At 67.8% G+C, this 17,077-nt stretch carries 20 protein-coding genes; 11 read left to right on the top strand and 9 right to left on the bottom strand.

Annotated elements, in window-relative coordinates:
- Nucleotides 1-43 precede the first annotated feature (43 nt).
- Nucleotides 44-658, top strand: coding sequence for a LysE/ArgO family amino acid transporter (locus DMH03_RS35625; protein WP_125796423.1), 615 nt, complete (start codon nucleotides 44-46; stop codon nucleotides 656-658).
- On the opposite strand, the gene DMH03_RS35630 is transcribed toward DMH03_RS35625, so the two are convergent.
- Nucleotides 659-1,483: an aldo/keto reductase gene (locus DMH03_RS35630; protein ID WP_125796424.1), complete on the bottom strand. Its 825-nt coding sequence runs from the start codon at nucleotides 1,481-1,483 to the stop codon at nucleotides 659-661. It abuts the gene before it with no gap.
- 2 nt (nucleotides 1,484-1,485) lie between these two features.
- Nucleotides 1,486-2,349 (bottom strand): NAD-dependent epimerase/dehydratase family protein, encoded by an 864-nt coding sequence (locus DMH03_RS35635; RefSeq protein WP_125796425.1) that lies wholly within the window; start codon nucleotides 2,347-2,349, stop codon nucleotides 1,486-1,488.
- A 115-nt stretch (nucleotides 2,350-2,464) separates the two neighbouring features.
- On the opposite strand from DMH03_RS35635, the gene DMH03_RS35640 reads away from it, so the two are divergent.
- Entirely contained in the window at nucleotides 2,465-2,899 is a 435-nt protein-coding gene (locus DMH03_RS35640; protein ID WP_199749151.1) for an Lrp/AsnC family transcriptional regulator, read from the top strand.
- A 110-nt stretch (nucleotides 2,900-3,009) separates the two neighbouring features.
- Nucleotides 3,010-3,867, top strand: a complete 858-nt coding sequence (locus DMH03_RS35645; protein ID WP_125796426.1) for a triacylglycerol lipase — start codon at nucleotides 3,010-3,012, stop codon at nucleotides 3,865-3,867.
- A gap of 3 nt (nucleotides 3,868-3,870) precedes the next feature.
- Here the strand turns inward: DMH03_RS35645 and DMH03_RS35650 are convergent, their stop codons facing one another.
- The 3 genes from DMH03_RS35650 to DMH03_RS35660 all read right to left on the bottom strand — a co-directional run bounded on the left by DMH03_RS35650 (nucleotide 3,871) and on the right by DMH03_RS35660 (nucleotide 5,983).
- Nucleotides 3,871-4,866 carry a DUF2203 family protein gene (locus tag DMH03_RS35650; RefSeq protein WP_125796427.1) on the bottom strand — a complete coding sequence of 332 codons (996 nt, stop codon included), beginning with the start codon at nucleotides 4,864-4,866 and terminating at the stop codon, nucleotides 3,871-3,873.
- Between the two features lie 21 nt (nucleotides 4,867-4,887).
- Nucleotides 4,888-5,478, bottom strand: a complete 591-nt coding sequence (locus DMH03_RS35655; protein WP_125796428.1) for a hypothetical protein — start codon at nucleotides 5,476-5,478, stop codon at nucleotides 4,888-4,890.
- 82 nt (nucleotides 5,479-5,560) lie between these two features.
- Entirely contained in the window at nucleotides 5,561-5,983 is a 423-nt protein-coding gene (locus DMH03_RS35660) for a hypothetical protein (RefSeq protein WP_125796429.1), read from the bottom strand.
- A 329-nt stretch (nucleotides 5,984-6,312) separates the two neighbouring features.
- Between DMH03_RS35660 and DMH03_RS35665 the strand changes: the two genes are divergently transcribed.
- Together DMH03_RS35665 and DMH03_RS35670 are read left to right on the top strand one after the other, a co-directional pair.
- Nucleotides 6,313-7,536, top strand: a complete 1,224-nt coding sequence (locus DMH03_RS35665) for an NADP-dependent isocitrate dehydrogenase (protein ID WP_034304555.1) — start codon at nucleotides 6,313-6,315, stop codon at nucleotides 7,534-7,536.
- A gap of 196 nt (nucleotides 7,537-7,732) precedes the next feature.
- Nucleotides 7,733-8,038, top strand: a complete 306-nt coding sequence (locus DMH03_RS35670) for an SH3 domain-containing protein (protein WP_125796430.1) — start codon at nucleotides 7,733-7,735, stop codon at nucleotides 8,036-8,038.
- A gap of 149 nt (nucleotides 8,039-8,187) precedes the next feature.
- Here the strand turns inward: DMH03_RS35670 and DMH03_RS35675 are convergent, their stop codons facing one another.
- Nucleotides 8,188-8,931 (bottom strand): MBL fold metallo-hydrolase, encoded by a 744-nt coding sequence (locus DMH03_RS35675; RefSeq protein WP_125796431.1) that lies wholly within the window; start codon nucleotides 8,929-8,931, stop codon nucleotides 8,188-8,190.
- Nucleotides 8,932-8,987: 56 nt separating this feature from the next.
- Between DMH03_RS35675 and DMH03_RS35680 the strand changes: the two genes are divergently transcribed.
- Nucleotides 8,988-9,794, top strand: a complete 807-nt coding sequence (locus tag DMH03_RS35680; protein WP_125796432.1) for an exodeoxyribonuclease III — start codon at nucleotides 8,988-8,990, stop codon at nucleotides 9,792-9,794.
- A 118-nt stretch (nucleotides 9,795-9,912) separates the two neighbouring features.
- Entirely contained in the window at nucleotides 9,913-10,788 is an 876-nt protein-coding gene (locus DMH03_RS35685; protein ID WP_125796433.1) for a hypothetical protein, read from the top strand.
- On the opposite strand, the gene DMH03_RS35690 is transcribed toward DMH03_RS35685, so the two are convergent.
- Nucleotides 10,782-11,282: a cupin domain-containing protein gene (locus DMH03_RS35690; protein ID WP_125796434.1), complete on the bottom strand. Its 501-nt coding sequence runs from the start codon at nucleotides 11,280-11,282 to the stop codon at nucleotides 10,782-10,784. The genes DMH03_RS35685 and DMH03_RS35690 overlap by 7 nt on opposite strands.
- A gap of 65 nt (nucleotides 11,283-11,347) precedes the next feature.
- Between DMH03_RS35690 and DMH03_RS35695 the strand changes: the two genes are divergently transcribed.
- A complete protein-coding gene (locus tag DMH03_RS35695; protein ID WP_125796435.1) occupies nucleotides 11,348-11,851 on the top strand; it encodes a MarR family winged helix-turn-helix transcriptional regulator in 504 nt (167 codons plus the stop codon).
- 56 nt (nucleotides 11,852-11,907) lie between these two features.
- Here DMH03_RS35695 and DMH03_RS35700 read toward each other — a convergent pair whose 3' ends face one another.
- Nucleotides 11,908-12,795: a glycoside hydrolase family 19 protein gene (locus DMH03_RS35700; protein WP_125796436.1), complete on the bottom strand. Its 888-nt coding sequence runs from the start codon at nucleotides 12,793-12,795 to the stop codon at nucleotides 11,908-11,910.
- A gap of 400 nt (nucleotides 12,796-13,195) precedes the next feature.
- Between DMH03_RS35700 and DMH03_RS35705 the strand changes: the two genes are divergently transcribed.
- On the top strand, nucleotides 13,196-13,525 hold the full coding sequence (locus tag DMH03_RS35705; RefSeq protein ID WP_125796728.1) for a hypothetical protein: 330 nt from the start codon (nucleotides 13,196-13,198) through the stop codon (nucleotides 13,523-13,525).
- A 551-nt stretch (nucleotides 13,526-14,076) separates the two neighbouring features.
- Here the strand turns inward: DMH03_RS35705 and DMH03_RS35715 are convergent.
- Nucleotides 14,077-14,823, bottom strand: coding sequence for a trypsin-like serine protease (locus tag DMH03_RS35715; protein ID WP_125796437.1), 747 nt, complete (start codon nucleotides 14,821-14,823; stop codon nucleotides 14,077-14,079).
- 163 nt (nucleotides 14,824-14,986) lie between these two features.
- Between DMH03_RS35715 and trpS the strand changes: the two genes are divergently transcribed.
- Nucleotides 14,987-16,006 carry a tryptophan--tRNA ligase gene (gene trpS, locus DMH03_RS35720; RefSeq protein WP_125796438.1) on the top strand — a complete coding sequence of 340 codons (1,020 nt, stop codon included), beginning with the start codon at nucleotides 14,987-14,989 and terminating at the stop codon, nucleotides 16,004-16,006.
- Between the two features lie 41 nt (nucleotides 16,007-16,047).
- Entirely contained in the window at nucleotides 16,048-17,070 is a 1,023-nt protein-coding gene (locus tag DMH03_RS35725) for a YhjD/YihY/BrkB family envelope integrity protein (RefSeq protein ID WP_125796439.1), read from the top strand.
- Nucleotides 17,071-17,077 lie beyond the last annotated feature (7 nt).

Below are 17,077 nucleotides of genomic sequence, written 5' to 3' on the forward strand. Positions count from 1 at the left end.
CTTTAGCTGTACTGTTGACGCTGGGATTTCTACTGTGGTCGGCATGGGAGACGTTCTGTTCAGCGCGGTCGCCGGGTTCGGCGCGACCATGGCCCTCATCGTCGCGATCGGCGCGCAGAACGCCTTTGTGCTGCGTCAGGGCATCCGGCGCGAAGCAGTACTCGTCGTGGTGCTGATCTGCATCTTCTCGGACGCCATCCTGGTGAGTCTCGGCGTCGGTGGGGTCGGCGCGCTGGTGGGGACGTCACCTGAAGCGTTGACGATCGTCGCCCTGGTCGGCGGCGCCTTCCTGCTTTGTTACGGCGCTCTCGCGGCCCGTCGCGCGTTCAAGCCGGCGGCGCTGGAAACCGGTGGTCCGGAGACCGGCGGATCGCTGCGCCGCATCGTGCTGACCACGCTGGCGATCACCTGGCTGAATCCGCATGTCTACCTCGACACGCTCCTCCTGCTCGGCGCGATCGCGGCCGGGCACGGCAGCGACCGGTGGGCGTTCGGCGTGGGTGCGGTGTCGGCCAGCGTGCTCTGGTTCCTCGCGCTCGGTTTCGGCGCGCGGCTGCTCAGCGGGTTCTTCCGCAAGCCGTCGTCGTGGCGGGTGCTGGATGGCCTGGTCGCCGCGACGATGATCGCCCTCGGCGTGACGCTGATGGTCAGCGCCTGATCACGGCAGCCGGGCGAGATCTTCGGCGGTCAGCACGAGATCGGCCGCGGCCGCCGAGTCGCGGATCGTCGCCGGCCTGGTCGAGCCGGGGATCGCGACCATCGACGGCGACTTCGCGAGCAGCCAGGCGAGGCACACCTGTTGCGGGCTGACCCCGAGCTCTTCGGCCACGGAAAGGAACTCTCCGCCGATCCCGCGGAGCGGGCCCCACGGCAGATAGGCGAGTCCGAGTTCGGTGCACAGGGCCAGTTCCGGTTCATGCGACAGCTGCGCGGGCGCATGCTCGTTCTGCACCGAAACCAGTGTCTCGCCGAGGATTTCCCGCGCTTCCAGTATCTGCGCACTGGACACATTGGACAGTCCGGCGAGCCGGATCTTGCCTTCGTCGGCCAGCTCCTTGAGCGCGCCGACGGATTCCGCCCATGGCACGTTCTCGTCGGGTTTGTGCAGCTGGTAGAGCCCGATCGCGTCGACGCCGAGCCGTTTCAGCGAGCCTTCGCAGGCGTTCTTGAGGTGCGTGGGGGTCCCGGTGACGGTCCACGAGCCGTCACCGGGACGGCCGCGGCCGCCCTTGGTCGCGACGAGCACCGCGTCCGAGCCGCTGCGGGCTGCCAGCGCTTCGGCGATGAGCACCTCGTTGTGCCCGGTTTCGCTCGCGCGCCAGTGGTAGGAGTCGGCCGTGTCGATCAGCGTGACACCGGCGTCGAGCGCGGCGTGGATCGTGGCGATCGCGCGGTCGCGGTCCGGCCGGCCCTCGATCGACAGCGGCATCGCGCCCAGCCCGATCGCGCTCACCTCGACGTCTCCGATGCCGCGGTAGCGCATGCTCAAGCCGCCTTTCGGGTTTCTTCGACGGCTTCGCCGAGCCAATCGGTGGTGGTGGAGAAGGAGAAACCGAGACCGGTCGCGCGCGAGGTGTCCAGGACGGCGTACCGGTCGAAGGAGAACGGCGAAGCGTCCCGCTCGACGGTCCGGAACCGGGGCTCGGCCGAAATCGCACGGGCGATGTCCACGGCGGAAAGCTCGCCGTGCGAACCGGCGTTGATCGGTCCGGTGAAGTCCGCACACGTGGCCCAGGCCAGGAAGTCCGCGATCTCGCTCTCGTGGATGAACGTCGACGGACGCGGCTCCGCGTGGATTTCGACGGCCTGTCCCGCGTCCAGCAGCTCGACGTAATGCCGGAGCCGCCCGGTGAAATCGCCGCCGCCGAGGACGTGCGCGACCCGCACCGAAGCGAACGACGCGTCCCCGGCCGCGAAGACCGCTTCGGCCTGACGCTTGCCTTCGCCGTACTGCGTTTCGAGGAAATCCGTGTTGTGCCATGGAAGACCGAAGTCGGCAGGGGACCGGGTCACCAGCGATTCGGCCATCGGCGCGTTCGCCCGGATCTGGTCGTAGACCTCGATCGTGGACGTCATCACGTACCGGTCCGCGCGGAGGACACGACGCGAGATGTCCGCCTGGACCGGGGTGTAGCAGACCTGGTCGAGCACGACGTCGAAGGAACGGGAGCCCAATACGGCCTTCAGGCCGGCTTCGTCGTCTCGGTCGGCGATCAGATGGGCGACGCCGGACGGCGCCGGCGCGGAGCCGCGGTTGAGCACGGTGACGTCCAATCCGGCGTCGCGCAGCCGCTCGACCACCCCCCGGCCGAAGTACCGGCTTCCGCCCAGAACGAGCACTCTCTTCATGACGACCAGTGTTACGGTGGCGATCCTGGTGAATGAAGGGGAGAACATGGGCGTATCGGCGGAATCGCTGAAAGATTCACGGCCAAATCGTGATTTCACTGAAAGCTCACTGGACGTGATCGACCGGCGACTCCTTGAACTCCTTCAGGAGGAAGGCCGCATCACCCTGAGCGAACTCGGACGCCGGGTTTCACTGAGCCCCGCCGCCGTCGGCGAACGCGTCAAACGGCTCGAAGCCGACGGCACGATCACGGGCTACGCGGCGCTCGTCTCGCCCGCCGGGATCGGCCTCGGGCTGCGGGCGTTCGTCCGGGTGGCGCCGCACAGCGGGTTCACCGTGCGGCATTCGCGCACCCGGAAGATCATGGACCGCCCGGAGATCCTCGAACTGCACCACGTGGTCGGCGAGGACTGCTGGATCCTCAAGATCGCCGTCCGCGACACCACCCACCTGGAAGACCTCCTCGAAGACCTCTCCACGCTGGGCGCCACGACGACGTCGATCGTCATGTCCAGCCCGATCGAGCGGCGCGTCCTGCTGCCCTTGTGACCCGTCACAAGAGGCGGCGCGTAAGTCTGGTCGTTCTCCCGGTTCGGCTCGCCGGTTTGTGACGCATGATGACTCGCATCACACATACTGACGAGTAACCGGAGGCAGGGATGCGGGCCAGAAGGATCCTCACCACGCTTGTCGCGGCCTTGACGTTCACAATCGCCGTCCCGGCGGTGGCGAGCGCGGCGCCGTCGAGCGGCTGGAACGACTGGTCGTGCAAGCCCAGCGCGAGCCATCCCGAGCCCGTCGTGCTGGCGCACGGCCTCGGCGGCAACGCGACGACCAACTGGTTCCATCACGCGCCGAAACTCAAGGACGCCGGCTATTGCGTCTATTCGCTGACCTACGGCGCCACCGTTCTGGGCGGACAGTTGTTCGGCGGACTCGGCTCCATGCGGAAGAGCGCCGTCGAATTCGGCGCGTTCGTGGACCGGGTGCGAGCGAGCACCGGCGCCGACAAGGTCGACATCGTCGGGCATTCCGAGGGTACGACGATGCCCGCGTACTACCTCAAATTCGAGGGCGGCGCGGAGAAGGTGAAGCATTTCGTCGGGTTCGGCTCGAACTTCAAGGGCACGACGCTGAACGGCCTTTCCGGACTGGCCAGGACCGTCCTTTCGCTGCCCGGCCTCGATCTGCTCGCCGACGGCGTCTGCGGGGCGTGCCGTGAATACCTCGCGCCGTCGGACTTCCTCGACGACCTCGCCCGCGGCGGCGTGAGCGTGCCGGGGCCGACGTACACGAGCATCGTGAGCCGACACGATCGAGTGGTCACGCCGTACACCAGCGGGGTGCTCGGCGAGCCGGGCACGACCGACATCGTGCTGCAGGACCACTGCGGCGCGGACGTTTCCGGGCATCTGAGCCAGGCGATCGACCCGAACGTGACGAGCCTGATCCTCAAGGCGCTCGACCCGGAAGGCGCCCCCGCGCCGAAGTGCGTGCCGTTCTTCGCGCCGCTGTAGGTATCAGGGCCTGGTCGCGTGCACCACGAACACCGACCGGATCCGGTCCGGCGTTGCGACGTCGACGCGTTTCACGGTCACCGCGGTGAAACCCGCTTCAGAGGCCAGTTCCGCCGCCTCGTCCTCGGTTTCCGGCAGCTTCAGGTCGGTGGGGACGATGGCGGCGAACGCCTCCGACGGCCGGAACGCCGACGCGAGCGGCAGGCTGAAAGCCACTCTGCCGCCCGGGCGCAGCACCCGCAGCCAGTCGCGGAGCGCGGCCGCGCCGAGGAAATGCAGCGAAGACGCGCACAGGACGGCGTCCGCGCCTTCGTCCTCCACCGGCGACGGAACCGCCGAGGCGACCTGCCAGGTGATGAGCCTGCCGGGATCGTGCGTCGCCGCCTTCTTCTCGGCCTGGGCGATCATGCCCGGCGAGATGTCGATCGCGAGCACTTCGCCCGGCTCCAGGCGCAGCGCGGCGAACGCGGCCACACCCGTACCGGTCGCGACGTCGAGAACGCGTCCGGGCGCCCTGAGGCCGAGGCCGTCGACGAGCGCGTCGGCGACCAGGCCGTGAAAAGTGTCTTCGTCGTAGTGCGCGGCGATGCCGTCGAACAGCCCGGCCGCGATCTCCTCGCTCACGACGGCGACCTTATCCGGGAGGCGGCGCCTGCCGGCGAAACCCAGGTCGACGCGGTGATACCAGCACAACTCCGAGTCGCCTTCGAGCCAGCACAGCAGGACGTCGACGCCGTCGAGATCGGCCGGGAAGTCGATCAGGAGCGGGGCGAACCCCTTCAGCTCCGCACCCGTCCGCTGGACGGTCGTCATCAGGTCGTCCAACCGGGCCTGCGCGGCCTTCCACTCCGGCATCCCGCCGAGCGTGGTCGCCCGGCCGCCGGGGCGCAGGGACGCGGCGAGTTCGGCCGCGTCGGCGCGAAGACGGACAAGCTCGTCGAGCACGGGACGTAGCCGGGCGAGCTCGGCGCGGGCTTCGGGAACGGTGAACAAACCCATACGCCGATGGTCCCAGCCCGCTCAGCGGCGCCGCCGGGCGACTCTCGACGCGAGGCCCGCGCCGATCAGGAGGAAGCCCGTCGCGAGCAGACCGCCGATGAAGAGCCAGCTCGTGACGCCGTAGGTGACGTCGTTCTGCGGCAGGTACTTCACCAGGCGGAAGCCCCATTCCGGGACGGCGATGGTCGCCACGCCCGGCGCGACGCCCCAGACGAGACCGCCGAGGATCGGGCCGGTCGCCGAGAGCGCGCCGAGCAGCCCGACCGCCAGCAACAGGAGTCCGCCGCCCACGAGCAGGCCGATGCTCAAGACGTCACGCTGGGTGCTGAGCGTGGCCTGGACGAGCATCTGCTGCCGCAGGCCGCCCCAAGACAACAGGCCGAGGGCGACCGGCGTCAGGATCAGACCGCCCGCGCCACTGAGAACGCGACGCACGCCTCGGCCCGCGCGCGGGTCTTCGACGCCCAGGTCGTCGTCGAAGGGCGGCTCGTACGGTTCATACGACTCGACGTCCTCGTACGGCCTCCGCGGGTCTTTCGGTTCCTGCTCGTACTCGCCGTACTCCTGGTAGTCCTCGTCGTCGTACTCCGCGACGTACCGGTGCGATGACATGGGCGGGTCACCTCCCTTAACCGGACTACGGACGTCAGCCCCCTTCGGTTCACTTCGATCTCCGCGGATCGCGTTTAGCCCGCTAAACGCGATTCGGGCGGCGCCGCGCGAGGGTGCCGGCCAGGCCTGCCCCGACGAGCAGGAATCCGCTCGCGAACAGGGCGCCCATCACCAGCCAGGTCACCAGGCCGACGCCGAGTTCGCGGCCGCCGAGGTCGTACATGGTGCTCATGACGCTCGGCCCGCCCAGGAAGGTGGTCAGTCCTGGCACCACTCCCCAGACCAGACCGCCGATCACCGGCCCCAGTCCGGACAGCGCGCCGAGAAGTGCGACGCCGAGCAGCAGAAGGCCGCCGACGATAAGCATGACCAAGCCGAGCGGGTCTTCGCCGACGGTGTAGGCCTGGGCGTACATCCGCTGCAGTCGTGAGCCGCCGTAGATCACCAGGCCGAGAGCGACAGGTGTCAGCAGCACTCCGCCGAGCGCGCTGAGCACGCGCGGCACGGCCCGGCTCGTTTGCCTAGGCTGGGCGCCGTAAGGCTCCGGGGCCTGAGGCTGCTCGTACGGCGGCACAGCGTAGGGGTTGTTCGTCATGGGAGCGCCCTTTCCGGTGGGCCGGCAGAGGAGTTTTGTTCGATGATGTCGCGGCCCGCGCGGTTCCGTGACGGCCGGATGGCCGTCGTCCGACCGGGTGACGTCGGTCACAACGGCCTCGTGGAGACTTGATACCGACCACTACTGGAACCATCCAGGACCGTTAAGCAGTACGCTTGTACCGCTACCGGAGAGACTGAAGAAGAACGCGAAGATCCGCGGAAGGAGCACCGCTGCTCATGGCCAAGATCAAGGTCCAGGGCACCGTCGTCGAGCTCGACGGCGATGAGATGACCCGCATCATTTGGCAGTTCATCAAGGACAGGCTGATCCACCCGTACCTTGACGTGAACCTGGAGTACTACGACCTGGGTATCGAGGAGCGGGATCGCACCGACGACCAGGTCACCGTCGACTCGGCCAACGCGATCAAGAAGCACGGCGTCGGCGTCAAGTGCGCCACGATCACGCCGGACGAGGCGCGCGTCGAAGAGTTCGGCCTCAAGAAGATGTGGCTCTCGCCCAACGGCACGATCCGCAACATCCTCGGCGGCGTGATCTTCCGCGAGCCGATCGTCATCCAGAACATCCCGCGCCTGGTGCCCGGCTGGACCAAGCCGATCATCATCGGCCGTCACGCGCACGGTGACCAGTACAAGGCGACCAACTTCAAGGTCCCCGGTCCCGGCACGCTGACCATCAGCTACACCCCGGACGACGGCTCCGAGCCGATGGAGTTCGAGGTCGCGAAGTTCCCCGAGGGCGGCGGCGTCGCCATGGGCATGTACAACTACCGCAAGTCCATCGAGGACTTCGCGCGCGCCTCGCTGCAGTACGGCCTCGACCGTGAGTACCCGGTCTACATGTCGACCAAGAACACCATCCTGAAGGCCTACGACGGCATGTTCAAGGACGTGTTCGAGGAGATCTACCAGGCCGAGTTCAAGGCCGACTTCGACGCCAAGGGCATCTCCTACGAGCACCGCCTGATCGACGACATGGTCGCCGCGGCGATGAAGTGGGAGGGCGGCTACGTCTGGGCCTGCAAGAACTACGACGGTGACGTCCAGTCCGACACGGTCGCGCAGGGCTTCGGCTCGCTGGGCCTGATGACGTCGGTGCTGCGCACCCCGGACGGCAAGACCGTCGAGGCCGAGGCAGCGCACGGCACGGTGACCCGGCACTACCGCCAGCACCAGCAGGGCAAGCCGACCTCGACCAACCCGATCGCGTCCATCTACGCGTGGACCCGGGGCCTCGAGCACCGCGGCAAGCTGGACTCGAACCCGGAACTGATCGGGTTCGCGAACAAGCTGGAGCAGGTCGTCGTCGAGACCGTCGAGAGCGGCAAGATGACCAAGGACCTCGCGCTGCTGATCAGCAAGGACCAGGCCTTCCAGACCACCGAGGAGTTCCTCGCGACGCTGGACGCCAACCTGGCCAAGAAGATCGCCCAGGGCTGAGTTCTTCAGCCAAGTACGTGAAGGCCCCCTTCCCTCGCCGGAAGGGGGCCTTCGCGCACTTGTGACGGTGGGTAGCACGCCCGCCGACCGGTTGGCGCCTCCGGGTGGTTGGCAATCCGGGATCTGGGCGACCGCCCCGGCTTCTGCCACTCTGGACCGGACAGAAAACGATTCCCTTGTTCGAGGAGTGACCATCATGGCCATCTCGAAACCGGTCTTGTTCATCGGCGGCGGACTGGCGCTCATCGTCGTCGTCGCCATCTCGGGACAGGACAGGGAGTCCAGCGCGTCCAGCCCGACCGGATGCCAGGTCGTGGTGACGGCCGACGTGCTCAACGCACGCGACGCCCCCGGCGGGCAGAAGATCGTCGGCAAGTACGTCAAGGACGCGAAGATCGACGCGCAGCCGGTGGTCGAGAACGGCTTCCGCAAGATCGCCGAGGGCAAATGGGTCTCCGCCGAGTTCGCGCCCCCGGTCGACGCCGCCAAATGCGGCCCGTGACCTGGGGCTTCGCGTTTAGCCCGCTAAAGGCGACAGGTCGGTGACCTGCGGCTTCGCGTTTAGCCCGCTAAAGGCGACAGGCCGGTGACCTGCGGCTTCGCGTTTAGCCCGCTAAAGGCGACTGGGCGCCCTGACCTGGGGGATCGCGATTAGCCCGCTAAACGCAAGTGGGCGCCTTCCTCGGCCGCCAGTACCTCGCCGCTGAACTCCTTCCGCGCTTCGGCGACCGAGACGTCGCGGTCGGAACCCGGCCAGAAGTGGGTCAGCAGCAGTCGCCGGGCACCCGCGCGCTCGGCCCAGTACCCGGCCTCGCCCGCCGTCGACACAAGGCGCGGCGTCTCGTCGGGAGAAGGGCCCTGCAGCGTGGCGTCCGCGATGAGCAGGTCGGCGTCGCGCGCCAGTTCCGCCAGGATCGGGCTCGGCCCGCTGTCCCCGGTGTAGGCGACGGTGAGCCCGGGCGCGGTCAGCCGGACGCCGTGGTTCGGCACATGGTGCGGCAGCAGGAACGTGGTCATCCGGAACGGCCCGACCTCGCGTGGCCGGCCGAGTTCGAACACGTCGAAGATCGTCGTCGGATGCGGTCGCGGTTCCATCGCTTCGAGCCGCCGCACCGTGCCCGGCGTGCAGTGCAGCGGGATCCTCGGTTCGTCCGGCAGCCCATAGGCGCGGGCACGTCCGAGCGCGCTCACGTCGGCGCAGTGATCGGGATGTTCGTGCGTCACCACCACCGCGTCGACCCGGCCGCCAGGGCAGTGTTCGAACAGCCGTGACGCGGCGCCGTAACCGAGGTCGAGTACGACCTTGAAACCCTCGTGGACCAGGAGGAAGCCGGCGCAGGCCCGACCCGGTTCCGGCCAGGCGCCGCAGCTGCCCAGCACGGTCAGCTCGCTCATGCGGGCAGTCTCGCAGAGCGCACGCCGTGCCGGTTCTGTCGGACCCCCCGGGTAGCGTGCGACGAGTGCTGACCGTCTCCACTGTGAATGTCAACGGCCTCCGTGCCGCCGCTAAAAAGGGCTTCGTCGAGTGGCTGGGCTCGACGAAGGCCGACGTCGTCGCCTGCCAGGAGGTCCGGGCCGAGCTCAAGGAGCTTCCGGCCGGTGCCGCCGCGCCCGAAGGCTGGCACGTGGTGCACGCGCCGTCGGTGCAGAAGGGGCGCAACGGCGTCATGCTCTTCAGCCGGGCCGAGCCGGAAGAGGTCCGCATCGGGTTCGGCGAGCCTGAATTCGAGGACAGCGGCCGGTACGCCGAGATCCACCTGCCGAACGTCGTGGTCGCGAGCCTGTACCTGCCCAGCGGCGACGTCGGAACCCCGCGCCAGGACGAGAAGGAACGCTTCATGGCGGCGTTCCTGCCGTACCTCGTCGACCTGCGCGCCAAGGCGGCGGCAGGCGGCCGTGAGGTCGTCGTCGTGGGCGACTGGAACATCGCCTACGACAAGACCGACCTGAAGAACTGGCGCGGCAACCAGAAGAGCTCGGGCTTCCTGCCGGAGGAGCGGGAGTGGCTCGGCCGCGTGTTCACCGAGGCCGGGTATGTCGACGTGCAGCGCAAGCTCGATCCGGAAGGCCCCGGCCCGTACACCTGGTGGTCGTACCGCGGGAAGGCGTTCGACAACGACTCGGGCTGGCGCATCGACTGCCAGATCGCCACCCCCGGCCTTGCCGAGCGGTGTACTTCCGTCGTGGTCGAACGCGCCGAGTCCTACGACCAGCGCTGGTCCGACCACGCGCCGGTGACGGCGACGTACAGGGACTGAGCGGACGGCCGGATCCGTACTTCAAACAGCAGGTGCTGGAGACACGGGAGCTTCTCTATGCAGCGTGACGCTCACGCTTACCTCGGATAATCTGCGCGCGGGAGATCCGGGGGTTGCGATGGAAACGAACGAGGCCAGGCGTATCGAGGCGACGAACGCCGAGCGCTACGCCATGTCCGGCCAGTACGGGTGGGAGTTCAGCCCGGACGCGCCGAACCTCCTGGAGCGGTGGACGGTGCTGCCGTTCAACCAGCGCGGGGACAAGCGGATGGCGTTCGGCGCGCTGAGCGGCGCGTATCAAGGGCTGCGGTTCAGCGTCTTCGACTACCATCGCCGCCCGACGGTCACGAGCGTGCACACGCGGTGGACCAACAAGAAGGTCAACGAGCTCGACACGCTCTCGATCGACACGGTCTGGGTGGTCACGCTTCCCGCGCCGATGCCGAACTTCCAGATCGTGTCGAGTATCGAGTCCGCCTGGGACGTCGAGCAGTACCCCGAGCCCGCCACGGCGGACCGGAAGTTCAACCGCTGGTACAAGCTGATCGACACCGACCCGAACGTCGCGATCGGTGTGCTGACGCCGCAAGTGGCCGCCACGATGCGGTCCTCGAAGTTGCACACCTGGTCGCTCGTCGGCGCGGAATTGGTCTACGTCGAGAATCCGACGTTCGGCCGGACCAAGCCGGACGAGATCCTCGCGACGCTCGGCAAGCTCGCGCAACTGGTGTCGCTGCTGCCGTTCCACCTCGGCGGCGGACAGGCCGCCGCCCCGCCGCCACCACAACCCCAATACCCACCACTACCCCAGTACCCGCAACAGCCGTATCCGCCGCAGAATCCCGGGTATCCGCAGCAGTATCCGCCCCCGCAGCAGTACGGCCAGCCGCCGTATCCGCCGCAGCATCCGGGATATCCGCCGCCGCAATACCCGCCGCCGCAGTACCCGCAACCCGGGTATCCGCCGCCGGGTTATCCGCCGCGCGGCTACTGACGGGCCTTCGCGCTCTCCGTCCACACTGGACTTTCGACGAAGTGGTTGTCGAACTTTTCCTGACTGTCCAAGAGATCCTGGACGGTCGCTTCGCCGTGCCCGACTTTTTCCAGTAGACGGAAGTAGCCGAACCGTTCCACGCCGGGGATGAACACGATCAGTACGTCCGCCGACGAGTCCGCGGCCGCACGGAAAGCGTGTGTGGTCAGTGGTGGGACGACGAGCATGTCGCCCTCGGCAACGGTGACGATCTCTTCTCCCACAAGGACTTCGAGCTTTCCGCCGAGCATGAAGAACATCTCGGAGGAGCCGGTGTGATAGTGCGGCGCCGCTCCATCGGCGCCGACACCCAGCTGTGTTCTCGCGCTGCTCATGACTCCGCCTGTGGTCGAGACATCGGCGAGCAGGGTGACGAGAGTGGGGGCCGCGCCGACGGTCTCGGCTTCGGCGGCGCGGACGAGGACGGGTTCACGGGTTTCCACGCGTTGAGTCATGCCAATGATAGTTCCACCGCTGATAGTTCGCTGTCAAACTATCTCCCGTCGAATAGACTGCGTCCGTGAGTGAAGAGCGAAACGCGGACGCGATCGACGCGGTGGTCGGCGCATGGCGGCGCGAGCGGCCGGAACTGGATTTGACCGCGATCGGGGTCGCCGGGCGCCTCGGCCGGGTGGCGATGCTGACCACGCCGATGGTGGAAGCCGTGTTCGCGAAACACGGCCTGAAGCAGGGGGAGTTCGACGTGCTCGCGGCGCTCAGGCGGTCCGGGAAGCCGTACACGCTGATCCCGTCCGAGCTGTCCGCGACGCTGATGATGTCCAGGGCCGGGATGACCAGCCGCATCGACCGGCTAGAGGCGGCGGGGCTGGTCGAACGGGCGCTGGACCCCGAAGACCGGCGCAGCTTCCGGGTCACGCTCACCGAGCGCGGATTCGAAGTCGTCGACGCCGCGATGACCGAGCACACGGCGAACGTCGCGAAGCTCCTGTCGCCGCTGGGTGAGGACCTCGATGTCCTGGACGCCGCGCTGCGCCGCCTGCTGGTGTCCCTCGACGAGAACTGAAGGGGCCCTTCGCCGCGTCAGATGCGGCGAAAGGCCCCTTCGGTTCCCTGGACGGATCAGCAGTACAGGTTGCTCCCGGGAGTGACGCCGAGGATGCCGGTGAACTGCTGGTACTTGTTCACGCGGCTCTGCACCTGGGCCGGGTTGCCGCCGTTGCACTCGATGCTTCCGTTGATGCTGCGGATGGTCTCACCGAAACCGCGGCTGTTGACCATCGCGTTGTGCGGGGTCATCGTGCCAGGGCCGTTCTGGGTCATCCAGTACCAGATGCCGGTCTTCCAGGCGACCGCCGCGTCGTTCTGCACCAGCCACGGGTTGGTCAGCAACGGCAGGCCCAGCGCGTCGCCGGCGGCCTTGTAGTTGAAGTTCCAGCTCAGCTGGATCGGGCCGCGGCCGTAGTACGCGGCGTTGCCCGCGGGGCAGCCATAGGACTGGCTCGTGTCGCAGTAGTGCGGGTAGTTGGCCTCGTTCTGTTCGACGATGTGGACGAGGCCGCCGGTCTCGTGGCTGACGTTCGCCAGGAAGGCGGCCGCTTCCTGCTTCTTCACGGTGTCGCTGCCCGTGCCGGCGAAGGCCGGGTACGCGCTGAGGGCGGTGACCAAGCCGTTGTAGGTGTAGAAGGGGTTCCGGCTCGGGAACATCTGGTTGAACTGGGCCTCGCTGACCACGAAGCCGGACGGGTTCGGCGGGTTGGTCGTGCCGCCGCCGCAGGCGCCTTGATCGGCCCAGACCTGCGCGCTGCCAGGCGTTTCGTTCTGTGTCCACCACTTCGCGGACCAGTTGTGCCCGTTGTGGGAGGCGGTGTTGCCGCCCCAGTAGACCGAGCTCGCGTTCCACGGCGCCACGCAGTCCGCGGCGGAGGCGGACTGGGCCGGGACGACCACGGCGACCGTGGTGGCGGCGAAGGTGCCGGCGACCGCCGCGAGGATACGTCGAAGAGACATCGGTGGCTCCTTCGTACGAGGGGACCATGCAGGGGAGATTGGTCTATACCTTTTAAGGGGTATGGCCAACAGGTATAGACCATTGCGCACAAGAAACCAACCGGGGAAAGTCGGATCGTGCCTGTTCGGCCCCGTCGCGACAGCCGAATGGCGTAACGCTGTCCGTTTTTGTCAGAAACCGGCTCCGGCGGTGACAACTCTGAGAAGAGGGGTGCTCGAAAGATCCCCCCTGTGAGGGGCTAGTCTCGTGCCCCGAGTTGATCAGAACCCACAGGTCTTGACACGCTCGGTAGTTTTTTGACCAGCAGCCTGGAAATGCGCACTCGTTCGGGTTAGCGTTCCGGTCCGGCAAAGTCACGTCACGGGAGGCACTCCGGTGCGGAACCCAGTTCATCTCCTGATGCGATCGGCCCTGCCCGCGGCCAGGGCCGCGGCGGTCATCGCGATCCCGGTCGCCCTGCTCGTCGCGGGCGCCGGTCCGGCGTCGGCCGCGGAGTCGGCGTCGCGCTCGGAGATGGCGTTCGGTCTTCTCGGCCCGGTCGGCTTGATCGCCGTCGCGCTCGGCATCGTCGGTATGGCCTTCGGTGTGTTCCGTCAGCGCCGGAAGGCGCGCGCGGCCGCCGTCGCCCCCGCTCCCGTCGCCCCGGCCCAGCCCGCCGCCCCGCACGTCTCCGCGATGGCCGAGGCCGTGCTCGCGGACGACGGCCTCACCCGCCAACAGCGCCCCTGACCTGCGCCTTCCCGGTCCAGATCGCGATTAGCCCGCTAAAGGCGACACGCCCCCGGATCGCGTTTAGCCCGCTAAAGGCGCCAGGGCGTCAGGTCGGCCCGGATCGCGATTAGCCCGCTAAACGCAGGTCGGCGGCGGGGCCGGGCGGATCGCGTTTAGCCCGCTAAAGGCGACGCGGCGGATTTCTTGGGTAGGTACACCTAGTCCCGCCCGGATTGTTTAGCCGCCCGCTGATCGCCACCCTCAGGTCCATGACGGTGACGCGGCGTCGCAGCCGGCCCGGTGACCCCTTCCCGCTCGCTCTGGACCGGGCGATCACGGACAGCGGTCTCGGCCTCGACCGGATCCGGCATCGGCTCGCCCGGCAGGGCGTCCGGGTCAGTGTCGCGACCTTGAGCTACTGGCGGACCGGAAGAAGCCGCCCCGAGCGGTGCGACTCCCTGAAGGCGGTCGCGCTGCTGGAGCGGCTGTTCGAACTTCCGCACGGTTCGTTGCTGAACCGGCTGGGCCCGCGTCGCCCCCGGGGACGGTGGGGCGACGCGGGAACCGGATCAGACTCCGGAGTTGGTGCGGATCCAGCTGCGGAAGTAGGGGACGTCCACGTAGATCGACGGCCCGGTCGCGCAGGTGCTGCTGTTGTTCCCGGCGCGGCTGGTGGCGCCGACCAGCTGCCAGACACCGCTGACCTGCTTCACCTGCGGGCCGCCGGAGTCGCCGTAGCAGGCGCCCGAGTTGCCGTTGGGGTTGTTGGTGCAGATCTCGCTGGCGGCCCTGATGCCACTGCACCGGGTGTCGGCGACGATCGAGGTGTTCAGCTCCTGGAGGTTGATCGGAGCGCCACAGCCGCCGCGGACGGGGCAGGTCTGGCCCCAGCCGATGATCCGCGTCGCGGTGCCAACGGCCCCGGACGCGTCGGCGATCGTGACCGGCGCCTGCGACACCGCCGTCGAGAGACGCAGCAGCGCCAGGTCGGCGGTCGGGTGGGCGATGCGCTGGGCCACGCGGGCGACGGTGCCGCCGCTGGTGCGGTTCGTGGTGCCGACGCGTACCTGGTACGGCGTGCCACAGTGGGCCGCGGTGACCACCCAGGTCGAGCTGATCAGTGAGCCACCGCACTGGTGGCCACCGGAGCTCGACTGCTGGGACACCATGAACGAGTAGACCTGCGTCGCGTTTCCGCCGCCGACGATGTTCGGCTGGAAGCCTCCGGTGGGCTCGGCGGCCGCCGCGACGCCGGAAAGCGAGAAGACGGCCGCAGCCGCCATGGCCAAGCCCATCAGTAGGGATCGTGCCTTCATCTGGGTTCTCCTTCGGTGTGGCCGGAAGATCCGGTGCCATGAACGCTAGGAATCGGGCACCGCGCTCAGAACCGTCGGAAGTATGTGGCGTTTAACCGTTTAGACCGTTCGGCCGGGGCGAGGCCGGATGACCCGCCGGGAGGTGGCCTGAGAGAATCCGGGCGTGTCCGACGAACTGAAGCGCCCGCGGGTGCTCTCCGGGATCCAGCCGACCGCCGACTCGTTCCACCTTGGCAACTACCTGGGTGCGCTGCGGCAATGGGTGCGGCTGCAGGACACCCACGACACCTTCTACATGGTCGTCGATCTGCACGCGATCACCGTCGAGCAGGATCCGAAGGTGCTGCGCGACCGCACGCGCCGCTCGGCCGCGCAGCTGCTCGCGCTCGGCGTCGACCCGGCGCGCAGCGCGCTGTTCGTCCAGAGCCAGGTGCCGGAGCACGCCCAGCTGGGGTGGGTGCTGGAGTGCCAGACCGGGTTCGGCGAAGCGAGCCGGATGACGCAGTTCAAGGACAAGGCAGCGAAGCAGGGCACGGATCGCGCCAGCGTCGGCCTGTTCACGTACCCGGTTCTGCAGGCCGCGGACATCCTGCTGTACCAGGCGAACGAGGTCCCCGTCGGCGAGGACCAGCGGCAGCACCTGGAGCTGACGCGCAACCTCGCGCAGCGGTTCAACAACCGCTACGGCAAGACGTTCACCGTGCCGGAGCCGCATATCGTCAAGGACACGGCGAAGATCTACGACCTGCAGGACCCGACCGCGAAGATGAGCAAGTCCTCGTCGACCGGCAACGGCCTCATCGAGTTGCTCGAAGACCCGAAGAAGTCGGCGAAGAAGGTGCGTTCGGCGGTCACCGACACCGGGCGCGAGATCGTCTTCGACACCGAGAACAAGCCGGGCGTCTCGAACCTGCTGACGATCCTTTCCGCGCTGACCGACCAGCCGGTCGCCGAACTCCAGAACTCCTACGAGGGCAAGGGGTACGGCGATCTGAAGAAGGGCGTCGCGGAGGCGTTCGTCGAGTGGGTGACGCCGGTGCAGGAGCGCGTCCAGTCCTACTTGGACGACGTCACCGAGCTCGACAAGGCGTTGGCCCTCGGCGCGCAACGGGCACGGGAAGTCGCTTCGGTGACTTTGCGGAACGTCTACGAGAACATCGGTTTCCTTCCCCCGGCGGGCTAGTTCGCGTTGCGGGCCGCCCTGGGCGTGGTTAGCGTCTACTGGTGGCGAAAGATGACGGCGCGAAGCCGGAAGAGGACAAGCTGTTACCGCGCTTGAGGCGGAAGTACGGCTGGCTCGATCACCTCATCCGGGCGAACGACGCGTTCACCGAGCGCTACGGCAACCACTACGCCGCCGCCATCACCTACTTCAGCGTGCTTTCGGTGATCCCGATCTTGATGGTCGCGTTCGCGATCATCAAGATCGTGCTCGCGGGCGATCAGGTGGTGACGAACCAGCTCGTCGACGGCATCAAGAAGTCGGTCCCGGAGGGGCTCAGCGATCTGGTCGGCAGCATCATCAAGGCGGCGCTGGACTCCGGCGGCGGTATCGGCGTGTTCGGTCTGCTGCTCGCGCTGTACTCCGGCGTCGGCTGGATGTCGAACCTGCGTGACGCGCTGACCGCTCAGTGGGGCCAGGAAAAGCAGAAGCTCCCGCTGGTTTCGACCACCATCAAGGATCTGCTGTCCCTCGTCGGCCTCGGCCTCGCGCTGGTGGTCTCGTTCGGTCTCACCGCGGCCGGCAGCGGCGTCGGGCGGTTCCTGCTCGAACTGGTCGGTCTCGAGAACCAGGGCTGGGCCGTGTTCCTGTTGAAGGTCGCGACGATCGTGCTCGGCCTGCTCGCGAACACCCTGGTCTTCCTGTGGGTCATCGCGAGGCTGCCTCGTGAGCACGTCGCGCTGCGCAGCGCGGTCAAGGGTGCGATCTTCGCCGCGGTCGGGTTCGTCGTGCTCCAGCAGGCCGCGACCCTTTACCTCGGCAGTGTCACGAAATCACCGGCGTTCACGTTGTTCGGCCCGGTGATCGGTCTGCTCGTGTTCGCGAACCTCGTCTCGCGGTTCCTGCTGTTCGTCACCGCGTGGACGGCGACGGCGAAGGAGAACTTGAAGACGGTCATCGAGCCGCCGGCCCCGGTGCTGATCCACCCGCGGGTGACCGTTCAGCAGGGGCCGGGGCTCGGCGCCGTCGGCGGGGCTTTCGCGACCGGCGCGCTCTTGGGCTGGTTCGGCCGCCGAAAGTCCTGAAGTTCCG

Source organism: Amycolatopsis sp. WAC 01376 (assembly GCF_003947415.1).
Taxonomy (GTDB): domain Bacteria; phylum Actinomycetota; class Actinomycetes; order Mycobacteriales; family Pseudonocardiaceae; genus Amycolatopsis.

Bases quoted from the DNA above. Each gene is read 5' to 3' on its own strand.
- DMH03_RS35625 (WP_125796423.1), top strand. From the start codon at position 44: ATGGGAGACGTTCTGTTCAGCGCGGTCGCCGGGTTCGGCGCGACCATG.
- DMH03_RS35630 (WP_125796424.1), bottom strand. From the start codon at position 1,483: ATGCGCTACCGCGGCATCGGAGACGTCGAGGTGAGCGCGATCGGGCTG.
- DMH03_RS35635 (WP_125796425.1), bottom strand. From the start codon at position 2,349: ATGAAGAGAGTGCTCGTTCTGGGCGGAAGCCGGTACTTCGGCCGGGGG.
- DMH03_RS35645 (WP_125796426.1), top strand. From the start codon at position 3,010: ATGCGGGCCAGAAGGATCCTCACCACGCTTGTCGCGGCCTTGACGTTC.
- DMH03_RS35650 (WP_125796427.1), bottom strand. From the start codon at position 4,866: ATGGGTTTGTTCACCGTTCCCGAAGCCCGCGCCGAGCTCGCCCGGCTA.
- DMH03_RS35655 (WP_125796428.1), bottom strand. From the start codon at position 5,478: ATGTCATCGCACCGGTACGTCGCGGAGTACGACGACGAGGACTACCAG.
- DMH03_RS35665 (WP_034304555.1), top strand. From the start codon at position 6,313: ATGGCCAAGATCAAGGTCCAGGGCACCGTCGTCGAGCTCGACGGCGAT.
- DMH03_RS35670 (WP_125796430.1), top strand. From the start codon at position 7,733: ATGGCCATCTCGAAACCGGTCTTGTTCATCGGCGGCGGACTGGCGCTC.
- DMH03_RS35675 (WP_125796431.1), bottom strand. From the start codon at position 8,931: ATGAGCGAGCTGACCGTGCTGGGCAGCTGCGGCGCCTGGCCGGAACCG.
- DMH03_RS35685 (WP_125796433.1), top strand. From the start codon at position 9,913: ATGGAAACGAACGAGGCCAGGCGTATCGAGGCGACGAACGCCGAGCGC.
- DMH03_RS35690 (WP_125796434.1), bottom strand. From the start codon at position 11,282: ATGACTCAACGCGTGGAAACCCGTGAACCCGTCCTCGTCCGCGCCGCC.
- DMH03_RS35700 (WP_125796436.1), bottom strand. From the start codon at position 12,795: ATGTCTCTTCGACGTATCCTCGCGGCGGTCGCCGGCACCTTCGCCGCC.
- DMH03_RS35705 (WP_125796728.1), top strand. From the start codon at position 13,196: ATGCGATCGGCCCTGCCCGCGGCCAGGGCCGCGGCGGTCATCGCGATC.
- DMH03_RS35715 (WP_125796437.1), bottom strand. From the start codon at position 14,823: ATGAAGGCACGATCCCTACTGATGGGCTTGGCCATGGCGGCTGCGGCC.